This is a genomic window from Solwaraspora sp. WMMD791 (genome assembly GCF_029581195.1).
Lineage (GTDB): Bacteria > Actinomycetota > Actinomycetes > Mycobacteriales > Micromonosporaceae > Micromonospora_E.
This window is the reverse complement of the sequence record NZ_CP120737.1, coordinates 4,882,619-4,898,117: the sequence shown is the minus strand read 5'-3', so window position 1 is coordinate 4,898,117 and position 15,499 is coordinate 4,882,619. Positions and strand designations below refer to the sequence as shown.

Here is a 15,499-nt window from a genome sequence, read left to right as displayed (position 1 = left end):
GGCGGGCCGTTGCCTGGCCCGCTCCCTGTGGCGCACACGGTGTCGGGTGGGTCGTCCCGGCGGACAGGGACAGTGTCCCGGCGTCACCGGGACACTGTCCCCGCCCGATGTCCGCCGCCGGGCCTGGGTGGTCCGTTACGATGGGCGACATGAGCGCAGAAGCCGTCGGCCGGCACATGCCCTCGGTAATCACGCTCGACGACCTCACCGCGATGATGGCCGAGGACGAGCACCATCGGTACGAGATCAGCCCCGAGGGAGTGCTGTCGGTCATGCCACCGGCCGGGTACCTGCACGCGGTCATCGCCACTCGGCTCACCGGCTGGCTACTCGCCGCGGGCATTCACGCCGACCGCATTGCCCAGACCGTCGGCCTACGCATACCTGGGGGCGCTGGCACCGTCGGTGGCCGCATTCCCGACCTGGTTGTCTGGAGCAAGGCACAGGCCGACGGCGTGTGGCTGTCAGTCGACGATGTCCTGCTGGTAGTCGAGATCATTTCTCCCGGATCCGAGGCCACGGACACCGTCGCGAAGCCGGCCGAGTACGCCGGTGCCGGCATCCCGCAGTACTGGACGATCGGCCAGGACCCGGGACAGACAGTGACGATGTTCCGAAATGACGGGGGTCGCTACCAGGCCAAGGCAACCATGCCGCTCGCCTGGGTGCTCAACACCGCCCCAGCTGAGTACGACCTCTGCTGACGTACGGCTATCCGACCGGCACCACCGCGTCGTTGCCGGGCATCCGGGTCACGCTGGGCAGCTGCGGCACCGTCTCAGTCGAGCGGCCGGCGACGTCACCGCTCGGGCACATCGCGGTGAGCAGGAACGTCTGCCAGGCAAGGTCGATCGGGTGCGGATCGGGAAGTCCGGCGATGCCGTAGTGACTCACATTGATCCCCGAGGAGACCTGCCGGGTGCCGTCGCGGCGGTGCATCGAGTACGCCAGGTGGCCGATGACCACGCCGTCGTGACCCCAGAACTCGCCGCACGGGGTCGACAGCGAGTAGATGCCGAGCCCGTATCCGCCGAGTTCAGGAAGCTCCGGCAGGTACGGCACCGTGGTGAGCATTTCGTCGAGGGTGGCCGGGCTCAGCAGGTCACCGTCGAGCAGCGCCCGGAAGAACGTGTTCAGGTCGGTCGTCGTGGAGATCATCTCGCCGGCCGTCCACAGCCAGCTCATGTTGAACTCGCTGAGGTCACGGGCGGCGAACGGAGCGAAGTACCCGCCGCTGTGTGGCCCCCGGATGGTCGGCTCGGTGCCCGGGAAGGACGTACCGGTGAGCTTCAGTGGTCGCAAGATCCGCCGCTGCACCTCGTCGGCCGGTTCGTTGCCGGTGACCTTCTCGATCAGCAGTCCGGCCAGGACGTAGTTGGTGTTGGAGTAGCTGTACTCGGCACCGGGTGCGTTGGTCGGCGGCATGGCCAGCCCGAGCGCGACGAGGTCCGCCGGCTCGTAGGTCGTCACCTGCAGACGGTCGATGGCGGCGTACGAGTCGACCATCACGTTGGTGTAGTTGCCGATGCCGCTGGTGTGGTTGAGCAGCATCCGGACGGTGACGGCGGCCCCGAGCTCACCGGGCACGATCTCGGGCAGCCACTGCCCGATCGGGTCGTCGAGGCCGAGCCTGCCCTCGTCGACGAGTTGCAGCACCGTGGTGGCGACGAACGTCTTGGTGATGCTGCCGATGCGGTGACGCATCTGCGGCCGCATCGGTCGGATCGTCGTCAGGTACGCCTGACCGGCGGCGTCACGCCACTCGTGCCGGCCGTCGTGGACAGCGGCCAGCACGCCGGGCACGCCGGCTTCGGGCACGCCGGCGAGCGCGGCCCGTAGTTCGGCCCGGTCGAGCCTGTCAGCGCCCTGGCCGCCGGCCGGCGACCCTCCGGTGGTGGCATCGGCCGACGGACCAACGGACGGACCGGCCGACGGGCCGGGCCGCGCTGCGGCGGATGCGGGTACGACAGCGATCGTGGCCACCAGCGTCGCGCTGGTGGCCACGATCCTCAGTGTCCGAAAAATGTTTGACATGCCACCAATGGTGGAGGGTCACGCCGGTCGATGCATCCTGCTCTGGCGCGACATCCGGCTTCCACTTCCCGTACGGGGCCGGCCGTCTCTCGTCAGGAGGGCGGCCACCGCCGGGACGTGGTCGGCGCCGTCAGCGCGTGGTCACCGCTGCCCGTCGGCGGGCACCAGCGACGAGCAGCAGGCCGAACAGCACCGCCGCGCCGCCGACGGCGGCGATCGTCCCGGTCGAGGCGCCGGTGATCGGCAGCTCGTCGTCCCCGCCACCACCACCCCCGCCGCCGGGGCCGCCACCAGGGGCGGTGAAGACGATCGGCACCGTGTTGTCCGACGGGTCGGACTCGGTCGACGGTCCCCCGCTGCCGGCGGTGATCGTGCCATCGTCGCCGGGCGTCGAGAGGATCTTCAGCCGTACGGTGTGGGTGATCCGCCCGGCACCGGAGGCGGTGGCCGGGAAGATGCTCTCGAAGTTGCACCGCAGGGCGGGCGACTCGGGAAGTTGGGTGCCCGGCTCACCCTCGGTGTAGCACCAGTCGGCCGGCAGCAGGACCGTACCGGTCGGCGCGGTGATCGTCACACCCGGGCCGCCACCGTCGGACGGACCGTTGTTGACCACCGTGTACGTCAGGTCCACCGTGTCGCCCGGCTCCCCGGTCACCGGTGGGGCCGTCACCTCGACGTCCAACGTGTTCGGCTTCGTGTGCACGGCGAACCACGCGACGTTGTCGTCGGTGTCGATCTCATCGAGGCGCGACGCGGCGGCGCGACCCGCCGACTCCTGTGCCTTCGCCAGTGCCTCGTTGATCGACTTTCCGCCGGCCGTCGACGCCCGTGCCTGCGACGGGTCGCCGGCGCCCAGCCAGGTCTCGAACGATCCGCTGGTCTCCTCCGGGCCGGCCAGGTTGTTGCCGAAGTACAGGTCGAACAGGGACTCGCCCTGCTCGTCGACGAAGAACAGCACGTCGCCCGGGGCCAGCGGCAGGGTCAGCGCGCAGGTGACCCGGCTCGGGCCGTACGCGTACCCGTCGAGCTTCGGGTCGTTCGGCCAGTAGGAGGTGTACTCGCAGTCGTCGTACTGGTCGACGAAGCCGATACCGGTCGGCAGGTTCAGCCCGATCGTCCAGCTGTCGGCGGTGCTGTCGCCCTCGTTGGCCACGGCGGCGTAGAGCGGGGCGGTGTCGCCCGGCCCGACCGGATCCGCCGCCGTGTTGAGGTCGTCGGCCACGGCCACCAGGTCAGGGCCGGAGGCCAGCACGGTCACCGGGACCGACTCGGAGTTGTCGCCCGGGTTGGCGTCCTCCTCAGCGGAACTGATCGTCACGCGCAGCGTGCCGGCGTCACCGGGTGCCGCGCCGGACCGGCTGGTCAGAATCACCGGGTGGAAGTAGTCGCCGACACCGGCGGGGAGGAAGCCGTACAGGCAGGTCACGGTCCGGCCGGTGAGCTCGCAGCCGGGTTGGTCGGCCGACGCGAGCTCCACACGGTCGTCGACCCCGGTGGCGTCGATGACGATCGTGACGTCGCTCGCGGTGGCCTCGCCGTAGTTGTTGACGTAGGTCCCGAGGTAGAGGTCGGAGTTGTCCACCTCGACGGCAGGGTACCGGTCGAACGAGGCGGACAGGTCCGGCTTCGGCTCCTGGGCGGCTGCCGGCGCGGCGACCGCGACGACGGTGGCGCCGGCGATGACCGCGCTGGCGCCGATCCGGGCCCAGCTTGCAGTATTCAGCTTCATGCTGCTCCTGAGTGCGGGGGAAGTCGCGACTATAGCGACAGTGCACATAGTCGCGCTGCCCCATTTACACTCGGCAAGCCTTTGGTAACCCGGTATTCAGGTGAGTTTCGAATTGGTCCGCAGTTGTGCGAAGTCGGTGGTCAGGGCGAACGGGTCCGCCACCTGCGCCGGCTCCCGCCGGTGCACCTCGCGGGCCAGCTCCTGCCCGGCCCGGACGATCCGCCGACGCAGCGCCCCACCGGCACCCCCGCCCCTGTCGTCGCCGCCGCGCCCGCTGTCAGCTGCACCGGCCCAGTCCTCCGGGGCGGCGAACACCGCTGTCGGCACGACCACGGCACGCAGGTAGGCGAACATCGGCCGGAACGCGTGGTCGGCGGCGAGCGAGTGCCGGGCGGTGCCGCCGGTGGCTCCGATCAGCACCGGCTTGTCGGTCAAGGCGCCCTCCGGCAGTACGTCGAAGAAGGCCTTGAACAGTCCGCTGTACGAGGCGTTGAAGACCGGGCTGACCGCGATCAGCCCGTCCGCCGCCGTCACCGCGTCCAGCGCCTGCTTGAGTGCCGGGGCGGGGAAGCCGGTGAGTGTGTTGTCGACGACCTCGTGGGCGTGGTCGCGTACCTCGACGACGGTGGTCTCGACCTCGGTGCCGAGGCCGACCAGCTCGGCGCGGGCGGCCGCGGCGAGCTGGTCGGCGAGCAGCCGACTGGTCGACGGCTGGCTCACGCCGGCGGTGACTACCGCCAGGCGGCGTCGGCCCGGCATCGTCACACCGCCGCCGGGGTCGCAGCGTTGTCGGCGTGGTCGGCCGTGGCACCGGCCGGTGCCTCGGCTGCCTGCCGGGCGGCGGCGACGAGCGAGGCGTGGGTGGGGGCGTCCGGTACGTGCGCCGGCCGGCCGATGGCGAACTCGCGGCGCAGCACCGGCACGACCTCCTCGCCGAGCATGTCGAGCTGCTCCAGGACGGTCTTGAGCGGCAGGCCGGCGTGGTCGATCAGGAACAGCTGCCGCTGGTAGTCGCCGACGTACTCGCGGAAGGACAGCGTACGGTCGATGACCTGCTGTGGGCTGCCGACCGTGAGCGGCGTCTGCGAGCTGAAGTCCTCCAACGACGGACCGTGCCCGTACACCGGGGCGTTGTCGAAGTACGGCCGGAACTCGCGCACCGCGTCCTGCGAGTTGCGGCGCATGAACACCTGCCCGCCGAGGCCGACGATCGCCTGGTCGGCGGTGCCGTGGCCGTAGTGGGCGAACCGTTCGCGGTAGAGGCCGACCATCCGCTGGGTGTGCTCCTTGGGCCAGAAGATGTGGTTGGCGAAGAAGCCGTCACCGTAGTAGGCGGCCTGTTCGGCGATCTCCGGGCTGCGGATCGAGCCGTGCCAGACGAACGGCGGTACGTCGTCGAGCGGACGCGGCGTCGAGGTGAAGCTCTGCAGCGGGGTACGGAACTTGCCCTGCCAGTTGACGACGTCCTCGCGCCACAGCCGGCGCAGCAGGTCGTAGTTCTCGATGGTCAGCGGGATACCGTTGCGGATGTCCTGGCCGAACCACGGGTAGACGGGTCCGGTGTTGCCGCGCCCCATCATCAGGTCGACCCGGCCGTCGGCGAGGTGCTGCAGCATCGCGTAGTCCTCGGCGATCTTCACCGGGTCGTTGGTGGTGATCAGCGTGGTCGCGGTGGACAGCAGCAGCCGCTCGGTCTTCGCCGCGATGTAGCCGAGCATGGTGGTCGGCGACGACGGGACGAAGGGCGGGTTGTGGTGTTCGCCGGTGGCGAAGACGTCGAGGCCGACCTCTTCGGCCTTGAGCGCGATGGCGACCATGGCCTTGATCCGCTCACGCTCGGTCGGCTCCCGGCCGTTGGTCGGGTCGACGGTGACGTCACCGACGGTGAAGACGCCGAACTGCATGGTCTGCTCCTCCTCGCGGCGAGGGCCGGTTGGGGTTCCCTCGGACTACCCGACCAAACATAGTTGCTGCGTCAACTATTCCGCGAGTCGAGGCCCGCTCACCGGCGGGCCGGCGAACGCCGCGTCCACCAGGTGGGCCTCCAGCGCCCGCAGGAACCGCTCGATGTCGTCGAGCGCGAAGTAGGTGGTATCGGCGGTCAGCGCCAGCCCCAGCGCGCCCGGCCGGTCGAGGATCTCGACCCGGGTACGCCAGGTGAACCGCGCGAACCCGTCGGTCGGCGCATAGGTCGTCGCGGCCATCCCGGCACGAACCGCCGATTCGGTGACGTCCCGCCCGAACAGGTCGTCGTCGGCCGACAGCCGGATGTCGTTGAGATAGCAGTGCGGGTTCACCCCGGTCGCGTACGGCAGCCCGGCCGCGGTGAAGGCGTCGCTGAGGGTCTGCGGGTCGTAGTAGCCGTGCCGGTAGCCGTCCAGCGCCGCCCGCCACACCCGGGGCACCAGCTGCGCCACCGTCGGTGCCCCGGTCAGGTCGACCGGCACCAGCGCCAGCTGGTTGAGCTTGGCGATCGCCATCGGATAGCCGTCGGGCACCCGGTTGTTGACCATCGTGTGCATGCCGACCAGGTCGTTACCGGACCAGTCCCCGACCACCCGGGCGACGGCGGCGAGCAGCACCGTCGAGGTCGTCGTGCGCAGCCGTACGGCGAGCAGCCGCACCGCCGTGTCGGCCGCCGCCGAGACCAGCACCCCGCGCCGGAACCGGGGCGACAGCGGCTCGCGCGCCGGCAGCCGGGTGTCGCGGGACAACCGGCGGGTGACGTCGACCCAGTACGCCGCCGCCCGCGCCGACCGCCGCCGCAGCCGGTCCTGCCGCTCCAGGTCGGCGATGTCGGCCGACTGCAGACCGGGCGCGCTGTCGGCCGGCTGCAGGCCGGGCGCGCCGTCGATGCGGCCCCGGGCGAGCAGCAGCCGCAGGTCCCGCAGCACCAGCTCGGCGGCGCGGAAGTCGACCGTGGTGTGGCTGAACACCACCACGACCTGCTGCGGTACCCCGTCGCGGGTCACCACGGCGACCCGCTGCGGCCAGTCGTCAGCGTGCGCGAACGGCACCGACGCCAGCTCGTCGGCGACCCGCCGCGCGGCCGCCGCCGGGTCGCCGGCCCCGTCACCCGGCCCGCTGCCGACCCCGTCACCCGGTGTGGTCGGGACCAGCAGGACCGGCAGCTCCCCCGCGTCCGCGACCAGTTGGCGGGGTTCGTCGCCGGTCAACGCCAACCTGGTCCGCAGCGAGGCGTGCCGGGCCATGAGGGCGGCGATCGCGGCGTACACCCGGTCGGGGTCGGCCTGCGCCCGGCGCGGTACGGCGACCCACCGTTTCAGCGCGAACATGACCTGGCCGGCACCGTGCCGCCGGATCGCCATCCACAGTGCCCGCTGGCCCCAGGTGATCGGGGCGGTACGCGGCGGGTCCGGTGCGGCGAACGACACCGTACGCCGGTCCACGGTCGGCAGTTCGATCACCACGTCGACCAGTATCAGTGAATGTGCCGTTACCCGACAGGGTCGAGTAAGCGCTTTCCTGCCGCCGATCGGCCGACGATCATCACCCAGCCGGTAGTCTCCGGCAGGTGCCCCACCACGTGCGCACCTCCCACCGGCTCCGGGACCGGATCCGCCTGCTCTTCGTCAACACGCAGGAACGCGCCCTGCTGACCGCGATCGGCCTCACCAGCTATCCGCAGTGGATCGCCGAGGCGACCGGGCTGGACCCGAGCCAGATCGTCACCATCGACGTCGCCGACGGGCAACCCCTGCCCGACACCATCGAGGCCGACGCGGTCATCGGCGGCGGCTCCGGGCACTCCGCGTACGAACACCTGCCGTGGATCACCCGGACCAAGGAGTTCTTCCGCGCCGCCGCTGCGGCCGGCGTACCGGAGCTGCACATCTGCTGGTCACACCAGGCCCGCGCCGAGTCGATCGGCGGCCGGGCGACGATCGGCGGGCACGGCCGCCGGTTCGGCGTCGACACGGTACGGCTCACCCCGGCCGGCCGGCTCGACCCGCTGTTCACCGGTCTGCCCGACGAGTTCGACCTGTTCACCTCGCACGTCGACGTGGTCGACCAGGTGCCGGCGCGCGCCGCCGAAGGGGCGGTCGTCGAGTTGGCGTACAGCCGGCTCTACCGCAACGAGGCGCTGGCCATCGGTCCGACCGTACGGACGATCCAGGCCCACCCCGAGATCACCGCGACCATCGTCGCGGCGCTGGCCCGCAGCCGGCGCGGCGCCCTGGTCCGCGAAGGCTGGATCGGCCCGGACGACGCCGATCTCGACGCCTTCACCGCCACCCTGTACGCGCGTGAGGCGCAGATCGTCGCCACGTCCCGGCGGCTGCTGGCAAACTGGCTGCGGTACCACGTCCGCCCAGGTCAGCCACGGCTCACCCCAGTCGCCGACCCGGCACCGGTCGCCGGAAAGCCAGCCGTGCTCGGCGGGGTGCCGGCAGCGCTGCCCGCAGTCCCGGCGGCGGTCGCCGGGGTGCCGGCGACGGTCGGCGGTGTGTTGTGAGCGCCGTCCTGCCGGCGGCACGCAGCAGCGCCGAAGCGCGCCTCTACCTCGACCTGCACCCGTGCGACTGCGGCGAGGCGCGCTTCACCCCCCAGGTCGAGGTGGTCGCGCTCGCCGACGGCGACCTCGCCACCCGCTACCAGGGCAACTGCGCCGGCTGCGGCACCGCCCGGGAGTTCCTGTTCCGGCTGCCCGCCGAGCCGCTGCGCCCGGCCGCCGGCGCCGCTTTCGCGTACGGCGGTCCGGAGCCGTCGCGACTCATCGACCCTGGCGAGTGGCTCGCCGTCGCCGACCAGTACGCCGACCTGGTCCCCGCCGACTTCGCCGCTGCGGACGCTGCTGTTGTCGACTCTGTTGATCCGGATGCTGCCGACCCGTTGCGGCGGCGTGCGGCGGCCGCCCTGTCCCGGGCCGTCGCCGCGCTCGACGAGGTGCTCAAGTTCATCCCGGCCGACGCCGACGAGGTGCCGCCCGACACCGTCACCAGCGAGGTCGGGCAGCGGATGCGACGCCGCGAACCGGGCCGGTTCCGCCGCGACCGCCTCACCGCCCTCCGCGACACCTACACCGCCCTCCTACCGGGCAACGACGCCAGCCAGGGGTAGCAATGAGCCATTTTCATCCTGTGTAGCGGTTGGCTTCGACGTGGTGCAGGACGAGGATGGCCTGCACGATCGCGGTGGCGCGGTGTGGGCTGCAGCGCAGCTTGGTCAGGATCTTCCAGGTCTTGAGCGTGGCGATGGCCCGTTCGCCGTGTGCTCGGATCTTCGCGTGTGCCCGGTTGATCGTCTTCTGGCGGCGTGACAGCTTCGGCCGGGAGCGGTGGCGCTTGAACGGGGTGCGGACGGTGCCTCGGGCGCCCTGGTAGCCCTTGTCGGCGAAGGTCATCACCTGGGCGCTGGTCAGCGCGTGGGTGATGCCGTGGACACGGGCGGCGGTGAGGTCGTGCGCCGAGCCCGGCAGTGTCCGGGAGGCCCAGACGAGCCGGCCGGCGGGGTCGGCGATGACCTGCACGTTCACGCCGTGGCGCCGGTGTTTGCCGGAGTAGTACGGCTTCTGGTCCGCCACGCGGTCGATCGGGATCAGCGTGCCGTCGAGGATCGTGTACGCCAGGTGTCGGATGCGGCGCATCGCCGTGGCCAGGTCCTCGGCGACCGCGGCGAGCAGGGCGATCGCTTCCTGCACGTACCGCCAGGCGGTGGCGACGCCGACGGCGAACCCGGCGGCGAGCCGGGTGTAGGTGTCGCCGTTGTGTAGGTGGGCCAGGGCGAGTAGTGCCTGGCGGCCGGGGTCGAGGCGCCGCCATCGGGATCGATGCTGGTTGCGGTGGGCTCGGATGAGGTCGGTGAGGTGGTTGAGGGTGCGGCTGGACAGCGGGATCGTGGAGGGGTAAGACAGCACGGGCGAGGCTCCCGGTCGGGGCATCGGATCTTGGTCGACTGCTGTCTTACCTGGAGCCTCGCCCTCAGCGCTCTCCTGGCTTGCTGCGCCTGCCCTGACCTGCAAGATCAGCTTGGAAAAGGCTCAATGATCAATTACCGACGCTGGCGCGACATCCGCGCGGCCCATGTCGAGCGAGCCGGGGGCGAACAGGCCGTCGAGGCCGGCAAACAGGAACTGGCCGCCGCAGTGAACTGGCCCGATCGAGTGGCCAGCCCCGCCAACGCCCGCCGGCTGAACGAGGCTGTCGAGGAACTGCGCGGTGGCGGCCGGTAGGACCGCCAGTGGGTCGTAACAGCTACGCATGCTGGCCCGACATCCACTCCACCCACGTCCAGCGCGCCGCGAGAACGAGTGACCAGGACCTACGCACTCCTTCCTCACACCTCAACTCGCGATCCGGCCGGCCGAAACCGACCCCGGCTCTGTCCCTGCGAGGCCAGCACGGTTGCTGCGCAGCCGAAGTCCGGCACGCATAGCTCCTGATCAGCACGCCGAAGTCTTCGAATCGCCAGGTCGTCGATGATCGGACCGACCTGTGCCGACGTCGGCACAGGCTAGGGCAGGAAGATCACCAGTTTGAGTCCGCGTACACGATCGACTTTCCAGGCCAGCCGCAACAGCACCCCCGAACCGACGAGATCGCGTGATGCAACATTTATGTTGGTTGATGTACACTTGGCCTTGCCTGGGTAATTTTGATCTACAGGCATACACGCCTTGATGACCTCCTGATGCTGCACCCGAAATGATCATGGCAACGGGAACGGGGGATCGCTGATGACGAGTGATGCGAGCGTGGTGGAGTTTGAGGCATTCGTCCGGGTGATACGGCGCTGGCTGCGCCGGGAGGCCTACGACATCTGCGGCGACTGGCACGAAGCCGACGATCTCGTCCAAGTGGCGCTCTGGAACGTGTACCAACGCTGGGACCGACTGGATCGGCGCGCAGAGCTCGGGGCGTACGCCCGGCGCACCATGGTCCGTAGTTTCCTGACCGAACGTCGTCGGTCGCGCTGGCAGCGCGAGGTACCGATATCTGTGGCGGCGGACGCCGTCCAGGCCATGGATTCACACACCTCAGTTGACGACCGCTCGATACTGCTGCCCGCGTTACGACGCCTGGGCTCCCGTCAGCGCACCGTCGTGACGCTGCGCTTCTTTCGCGACCTGAGCGTAGAACAGACTGCGCGAGCGTTGGGGTGCGCGCCGGGAACCGTCACCAGCCAGACGGTGCGAGCCCTCGAGACGCTGCGTCACCATCTGCAGAATCGACCTCCGCCCTATGCAGCATGCATCGCCTTCGGCCACGTGTACTCAGCAACACCTCAAGGCACTACAGGGGAGGAACCTGTCGATGAGGATGCAACGCGAGGCCGTCGCCGTCGCTGCAGTCGTCTTGGCGGCTCCGATGCTGCTGACGGGAACAGCACAGGCTGTACCTGCCGTCGGAGAGAAGATCTGGAGCCCGATCCTGATCTCCGCTGAGCCGTTGTACGACGGCTCGGCCGTTCGCCTGCGCTACACGGAGGGCATCACTGTCGTATCGTCCGCTGGCGCGAAGGTGATCTTCGATGGCCCTGGGGCCTCGATCACCACGGCCGACGGCCGGCGCGTCTATGACCGTGCCGTGCAGGTTATCGACCCGCATGGCCTTGGCAGATCATCGACTGCAGACGCCGCCGCCTACTCAGCTGCCGGCCGCAGCGTCTATGCTGACGCGATTGCCGCCGGCTTCAGCCCGACCGAAGCGCGGCGGCAGGCGCACTGGGACGACAGCTCCATCGCGATGAACGAACCGCCGATCGTGAGTTCCGGTTGCGTCTACAGCGAGACCTCCTACCCTGACCCCGACTTTGAATGGTCCGGCTGCTACAAGCTGTACGACGTGGACGCGTCGGATCTCAATGCCTGGTACGGTGCAGGCTCCGGTTCGGCGCACGGCTGGGGCACCGGTGTACTTGGCGGTGGTAAGGAACTCCAAAAAGGGTACAGCCAGGTCACCTGGTCGGGTAGCGGCGCAGAAATCGTCGAGGCATCGCCGTCGGCCAACCAATCCGGGAACAACTGTGCCAGCTTCGCCATCGGCCTGTCCCATATCATCTCGCTCTCATACCAGGTGCCGCTCTGCGACGACGGCTGGGATGTGACGTGGAACCAAACACTCCATAAGGTGGAGTGGCATGGCGCAAGCACAGGTGGCCAGAACGACAGCCGCAGCGCGTCGGGCGCCAGCACTGTCCGACTCCCGTGGAGCACACCCATCGTGTACATGAACTATCGGATCGGCTGGACATACGCCTGCTTCTGCTGATCGCCCACCTCTTCCCCGTGGCGGTCATCGGCCGCCACGGGGACATCAAGCCGGAGATCTCTCAGACATGCGCAATACTGTCAGCATGCGCGCCCGCATCATCCTGACCGTCGTAGCCGGGCTACTCGCTGTGCAAGGCTGCGCTGACGCTACTCCTGCCCCTGAGGCGCCCCCGCCCACCCCGACCGTCGGACAGCCCGTGGTGTTGGATGCCCGCGTACCGGGTTGGGAGACCGCCGCCTGGCTCGCCGAGGACGCGTTCTGCGTGCGCGTCGCCCGCGTCGACGGTAAGCGCAGGGAGGGCAAGGAGAACGAGTTCGTCTTCTGTGATCCGGCACCGGAGGCTCTGGACACTGTGGGTCCACCACTGCTGCCCACCAAGCCGATGCCGTACGTCGCCCCGCTGGACCCGCAGCAGCGGGAGATCATCCTGGTCGGGCCCGTACGCGGTGCCGTGACCAGCGTATCCGTGACCATGTTCGGCCAGACCGCTACGGCCGCCGTCCACCGGCTCCCCGCCACCCGAAATCGCCAGGTCGGCGCTTACGCGGTCTGGCTTCCTCGAAACGGGGATAAGCGCGACGGGATGAACCTCTCCGACATCACCGCCGTCGTCGGTCACGACGCCGACGGCAACGTCGTGACCCAGTTGGACTGACGCCGATGCGGGAGCACTGGCCTACTTGCGCTGTCCGTGTTGCGATGGCTCCGCGTGGTCTAGGAGCCCGACGATTTCGAGGAGTTCGGTGCGAAACCGCGTCAGCTCGGCAGCGGTGACGCCGAGTTCGTAGTGGTGGTGGTGTCCGGCTCGGGACAGGGCCCACCACAGGTAGCTGGCCCGGCCCGCCAGCTGTGGCCCGGCGTAGTGGGCGAGCAGGAGCAGCTTCGGCCGCTGCACCCGGGTCTGGCCGATCGTCGGACAGACCCGGGCCCAGTAGCGGTCCATGGCTGCTTCGAGCTCGTGCCGTAGCAGCCAGGCACATGCCCGCGGCCAGGCACCTCGGGTGCCCCGGACCACAGTGGTCAGCATCCGGTCAGCGGTGGCGAGGTGGACGGACTGGTTCATCGCAGCCCCTCCACCAGTGCCGTGGTGTTCCTGAGCATCTGCCGGGTCGGCATGCCGCTCGGGTATCCGTGGACCGCGCGGGCAACCGCCTGGACCGTCCGGGACGCGTCCCGGCCGTAGTCCCGGTCGAGGCGTGTGAACAGCTCCGGTCGGGGCACGATGCCGTTGAAGAGTCCGAGGCTGAGCACCTCCTTCACGCCGTGGGCATCGCCGAGCGCCTGCTGGATTGTCTGGTACGGCGTACCGAGCCGGTGCTGTTCGGTCCGGTAGCGGTCCATGCTCACTGCCTCGATCGCGGACCGGCAGGCCGGGAGGTCGCATCCGCTCCTGTCCGAGCGCCGCAACATCCTGGTGATCGTCGACGAGGCGCACCGCAGCCACTACGACACCCTCGACGGCTACGCCCGGCACCTGCGCGACGCGCTGCCGCACGCGACGTTCATCGCCTTCACCGGCACCCCGATCTCCACCGCCGAGGTCAACACCCGCGCCATCTTCGGCGACTACATCGACGTGTACGACCTGAAGCGGGCCGTCGACGACGAGGCGACCGTGCGGGTCTACCACGAGCCGCGGATCATCCCGGTGTCGCTGCCACCGGACATCGACCCCGACACCATCGACGATGAGGTGGAGCAGCTCACCGCCAGCCTGGACGACGGGGAGCGGCGCAAAGCCGAAGCCAAGGTGGCGACCCTGAACACGATCTACGGTGCCCCTGACCGGGTCGAAACCCTGGCGAAGGACCTGGTCGAGCACTGGGATGAGCGGCGCACGTTGATGGAGCCGCAACTCGGCGGGCCGGGCAAGGCGATGCTGGTCGGCGCGACCCGGGAGATCTGCGTCCGCATCTTCGACGCCATCGCCAAGCTGCGGCCCGACTGGGCGGACCCGGCCGTCGACAAGGGCAAGATGAAGATCGTCTTCCATGGGGTGCCCACCGACGACGAGCTGCTGCGCCCCCATCACCTGCGCCCGTCGCAGCTCAAGACCGTACAGGCTCGGGCGAAGGACCCGGACGACGAGCTGGAGCTGCTCATCGTGCATTCGATGCTGCTCACCGGCTACGACGCGCCGCCGATCCACACGATCTACATGGACCGGCCGATGCGGGGCGCCAACCTGATGCAGGCCCTGGCCCGGGTCAACCGCCGCTTCCGGGGCAAGCAGGACGGTCTGCTGGTCGGCTACGCCCCGCTGACCGAGAACCTGCGGAAGGCGCTCACCGAGTACAGCCGGCGCGACCAGGAGGACCAGACCCTCGGCCGGGAGATCGATCGGGCCATCGGCGAGGTGCACAACGAGATCGCCGTCATCGAAGCGATGCTTGCCCCGGCCCCAGTGAAGTGGCGGGAGATCCTCGCCAACGGTCAGGACCGGACCCGCTGGGTGCGGGCAGTACGCAAGGTCGCCAACTACCTGCGCGACCCGCGTACCCCGGGCAACACCGTCGAGCCCGGCACCAAGCCGCTGCACCAGCGGTTCCGTGACTCGGCTGGCCGGCTGGAGCGCTTCTACGCGCTCTGCGCCACCAGCCGTGACTTCGTCGAGCGGGCCGGCGACATCCAACGGCTGCGCCGCGACATCACGTTCTTCCGGGACGTCCGGGTCTGGATCGTCAAGGAGGAGGCCGCCGACCGGGAAGCCAAAGGGCTGCCCAATACGGCCGAGGTGGAGCGCTACCTCGCCCATCTCGCCGCCCAAGTGGTCGACGCCGCCGACATCACCGACATCTACGAGGAGGCCGGGCTCGGCCGGCTCGACATCACCGACCTCAACGGGGTCGCGCTGCAGCGCCTGCAAGACTCGGAAACCCCACACCTGGCGGTGTCCGCGCTGCGCCGGCTGATCGAGCAGAAGATGCGCGAGGTCACCAAACACAACGTGGTACGCCAGGAGCGCTTCTCCGCCCTCCTCGAAGACCTGATGGGCCGCTACATGCGGCAGCAGCTGACCAGCGCGCAGCTGATCGTCGAGCTGGTCGAGCTGGCCAAAGAGGTGTCTGCGGACGCCCGGCGCGGCCAGCGGTTCGACCCGCCGCTCAACCACGCCGAGCTGGCCTTCTACGACGCCGTCGCGCAGAACGAAGCAGCTACCGAGCTGATGGGGGTCGGCACCCTCGCCGACATCGCCCGGGAGCTGGTCAAATCGATCCAGTCGTCGATCACCGTGGACTGGTTCTCCCGCGAGCCGGTGCGCGCCAAGCTGCGGACCCACATCCGCCGTCTACTGGCCCGCTACGACTACCCGCCGGACCACGAGCGGGCCGCCGTCGACCTGGTGATCCGCCAGATGGAAACCTTCGCCGACGAGTGGGCACCTAACGGCCAAGCCGCAAAGCACTGACCCGCCGAGTTGGATTTCAGCTGAGGTGGAGCGGATCGACTGACGGGTTTAGCACCGCCGACGCGCCTTTCGTAGCCAGGGTAGAATCCAGCC

Annotated in this window: 16 protein-coding genes and 1 pseudogene; 8 read left to right on the top strand and 9 right to left on the bottom strand. The window is 69.5% G+C overall.

The features are described from left to right. Positions 1-140: 140 nt before the first annotated feature. Positions 141-704, top strand: a complete 564-nt coding sequence (locus tag O7623_RS21835; RefSeq protein ID WP_282224875.1) for a Uma2 family endonuclease — start codon at positions 141-143, stop codon at positions 702-704. 7 nt (positions 705-711) lie between these two features. Here the strand turns inward: O7623_RS21835 and O7623_RS21830 are convergent, their stop codons facing one another. From O7623_RS21830 to O7623_RS21810, 5 genes are all read right to left on the bottom strand, one after another. Further along, positions 712-2,004, bottom strand: a complete 1,293-nt coding sequence (locus O7623_RS21830) for a serine hydrolase domain-containing protein (protein ID WP_282224874.1) — start codon at positions 2,002-2,004, stop codon at positions 712-714. A gap of 160 nt (positions 2,005-2,164) precedes the next feature. Beyond that, a complete protein-coding gene (locus tag O7623_RS21825) occupies positions 2,165-3,763 on the bottom strand; it encodes a peptidase (RefSeq protein ID WP_282224873.1) in 1,599 nt (532 codons plus the stop codon). Between the two features lie 96 nt (positions 3,764-3,859). Then, a complete protein-coding gene (locus O7623_RS21820; RefSeq protein ID WP_282224872.1) occupies positions 3,860-4,522 on the bottom strand; it encodes a CE1759 family FMN reductase in 663 nt (220 codons plus the stop codon). Between the two features lie 2 nt (positions 4,523-4,524). Then, positions 4,525-5,667 (bottom strand): LLM class flavin-dependent oxidoreductase, encoded by a 1,143-nt coding sequence (locus O7623_RS21815; protein ID WP_282224871.1) that lies wholly within the window; start codon positions 5,665-5,667, stop codon positions 4,525-4,527. A 75-nt stretch (positions 5,668-5,742) separates the two neighbouring features. Continuing rightward, the gene (locus O7623_RS21810; protein WP_282224870.1) at positions 5,743-7,194 is read right to left on the bottom strand and encodes a condensation domain-containing protein; all 1,452 of its coding nucleotides are present in this window, start codon (positions 7,192-7,194) and stop codon (positions 5,743-5,745) included. 104 nt (positions 7,195-7,298) lie between these two features. Between O7623_RS21810 and O7623_RS21805 the strand changes: the two genes are divergently transcribed. Next, positions 7,299-8,240, top strand: coding sequence for a type 1 glutamine amidotransferase (locus O7623_RS21805; RefSeq protein ID WP_282224869.1), 942 nt, complete (start codon positions 7,299-7,301; stop codon positions 8,238-8,240). Continuing rightward, on the top strand, positions 8,237-8,845 hold the full coding sequence (locus tag O7623_RS21800; RefSeq protein WP_282224868.1) for a hypothetical protein: 609 nt from the start codon (positions 8,237-8,239) through the stop codon (positions 8,843-8,845). The genes O7623_RS21805 and O7623_RS21800 overlap by 4 nt, the downstream gene beginning before the upstream one ends. 13 nt (positions 8,846-8,858) lie before the next feature. Here O7623_RS21800 and O7623_RS21795 read toward each other — a convergent pair whose 3' ends face one another. Further along, positions 8,859-9,641, bottom strand: a complete 783-nt coding sequence (locus tag O7623_RS21795; RefSeq protein ID WP_282224867.1) for a transposase family protein — start codon at positions 9,639-9,641, stop codon at positions 8,859-8,861. Positions 9,642-9,767: 126 nt separating this feature from the next. Between O7623_RS21795 and O7623_RS21790 the strand changes: the two are divergent. Next, positions 9,768-9,872: pseudogene (locus O7623_RS21790) on the top strand (transcriptional regulator); the annotation flags it as partial. 365 nt (positions 9,873-10,237) lie between these two features. Here the strand turns inward: O7623_RS21790 and O7623_RS21785 are convergent. Next, entirely contained in the window at positions 10,238-10,423 is a 186-nt protein-coding gene (locus O7623_RS21785; protein ID WP_282224866.1) for a hypothetical protein, read from the bottom strand. Positions 10,424-10,460: 37 nt separating this feature from the next. Between O7623_RS21785 and O7623_RS21780 the strand changes: the two genes are divergently transcribed. From O7623_RS21780 to O7623_RS21770, 3 genes are all read left to right on the top strand, one after another. Continuing rightward, complete coding sequence (locus O7623_RS21780) at positions 10,461-11,168, top strand: SigE family RNA polymerase sigma factor (RefSeq protein WP_282224865.1); 708 nt, start codon at positions 10,461-10,463, stop codon at positions 11,166-11,168. Beyond that, entirely contained in the window at positions 11,092-11,994 is a 903-nt protein-coding gene (locus O7623_RS21775) for a hypothetical protein (protein WP_282224864.1), read from the top strand. Before O7623_RS21780 ends, O7623_RS21775 begins: the two co-directional genes overlap by 77 nt. 202 nt (positions 11,995-12,196) lie before the next feature. Next, positions 12,197-12,652 (top strand): hypothetical protein, encoded by a 456-nt coding sequence (locus O7623_RS21770; protein WP_282224863.1) that lies wholly within the window; start codon positions 12,197-12,199, stop codon positions 12,650-12,652. A 21-nt stretch (positions 12,653-12,673) separates the two neighbouring features. Here O7623_RS21770 and O7623_RS21765 read toward each other — a convergent pair whose 3' ends face one another. Both O7623_RS21765 and O7623_RS21760 read right to left on the bottom strand, forming a co-directional pair. Continuing rightward, positions 12,674-13,060: a hypothetical protein gene (locus O7623_RS21765; protein ID WP_282224862.1), complete on the bottom strand. Its 387-nt coding sequence runs from the start codon at positions 13,058-13,060 to the stop codon at positions 12,674-12,676. Then, positions 13,057-13,338 carry a hypothetical protein gene (locus tag O7623_RS21760; protein WP_282224861.1) on the bottom strand — a complete coding sequence of 94 codons (282 nt, stop codon included), beginning with the start codon at positions 13,336-13,338 and terminating at the stop codon, positions 13,057-13,059. The genes O7623_RS21765 and O7623_RS21760 overlap by 4 nt, the downstream gene beginning before the upstream one ends. On the opposite strand from O7623_RS21760, the gene O7623_RS21755 reads away from it, so the two are divergent. Then, positions 13,337-15,406: a type I restriction enzyme endonuclease domain-containing protein gene (locus O7623_RS21755; protein WP_282224860.1), complete on the top strand. Its 2,070-nt coding sequence runs from the start codon at positions 13,337-13,339 to the stop codon at positions 15,404-15,406. The genes O7623_RS21760 and O7623_RS21755 overlap by 2 nt on opposite strands. Positions 15,407-15,499: the final 93 nt, after the last annotated feature.